Origin of the sequence: Bradyrhizobium campsiandrae, assembly GCF_014529705.1 — a bacterium.
Classification (GTDB): Bacteria; Pseudomonadota; Alphaproteobacteria; order Rhizobiales; family Xanthobacteraceae; genus Bradyrhizobium; species Bradyrhizobium campsiandrae.
Genome location: NZ_JAANIH010000350.1, coordinates 1 through 246, shown reverse-complemented (window position 1 = coordinate 246; position 246 = coordinate 1). Strand labels below are relative to the sequence as shown.

General features: G+C 60.2%; 1 protein-coding gene. It reads right to left on the bottom strand.

Annotation, left to right across the window (positions count from 1 at the left end):
• Nucleotides 1–14: 14 nt before the first annotated feature.
• Nucleotides 15–246, bottom strand: a 232-nt coding sequence (locus G8O24_RS44190; protein WP_210324928.1) for a hypothetical protein, incomplete at its 5' end; no start/stop codon positions are given.

Here is a 246-nt window from a genome sequence, read left to right as displayed (position 1 = left end):
CCTCTTGAACGCCATCATGCGGCGCTCCCGCATAGAGCCGCCCGCGGAAAGAACCATGATCCCGGCAGCGGATCATGTTTGTCGATCGGGGTTGACACCGTGCCCGCGATTAAAGAACCGACGACTAAATAGCGAAAGAAAAGCGTGCTCGTGGCTCCCGTACTGATAGCGAGCGCCGCCGCCAGAGCCACCGCGACCGCAATCTCCCATCCGACCTTGGCCAGCCACGCTTGAAAAGGGTTTGTC